Annotated in this window: 2 protein-coding genes; both read right to left on the bottom strand. The window is 51.6% G+C overall.

What is annotated here, in order from left to right; translation table 11 throughout:
• Window positions 1–309: hypothetical protein (locus ACTHTY_RS11455; protein ID WP_440367734.1), on the bottom strand; the 309-nt coding region annotated here is incomplete at its 3' end.
• Window positions 310–447 (bottom strand): hypothetical protein, encoded by a 138-nt coding sequence (locus ACTHTY_RS11450; protein ID WP_440367732.1) that lies wholly within the window; start codon window positions 445–447, stop codon window positions 310–312.
• Between the last annotated feature and the right edge of the window lie 123 nt (window positions 448–570).

The following is a 570-nucleotide window of genomic DNA, read 5'->3' as shown; positions in this document are numbered from 1 at the left end:
ACCCCACACACAACCAAACTCACCCCAACAAAACCAACACCACCACCCACACCAACACCCAAACAACCAGAACCAACACACAAACACCAACACCCACCACCACCACACCAAACACCAACCCAAACACAAACAACACAACAACAACAACCAAAACAACACCAACCCCACCACCAACAAAACCAACAACCAACACAAACCACAACCCAACAACAAAAAACACCACACCAACCCACCAAACCACACACAACACCACCACACCCACCACCACCAACCCAACCACCACCACACCACACCCCCCACCAACCCCACTCAAAAAAACGCAAAGCAAGACTCCAACACACACCCAACCAACCCCCCAAAACACACCAATCGCCCCCCCAAACAACAACACAAACACCACAACACCAACCAAAAAAAAAGAAGACAACACCACACCAGATGCGACAACCACTAACACACCAACGCCGCCCCTATGTACTGCGGGCTACGGACTAGCACATAACAACCGACACTACCCCCCCGACACTTCACACCTTCCCACCAACGTCCCCCACACACATCTAAAGCTGC

This window comes from Neisseria sp. P0019.S002 (assembly GCF_051957155.1).
Taxonomy (GTDB): Bacteria; Pseudomonadota; Gammaproteobacteria; order Burkholderiales; family Neisseriaceae; genus Neisseria; species Neisseria perflava.
Note: the sequence above shows the minus strand (reverse complement) of the source record. Positions and strands in the feature narration are given on the sequence as shown.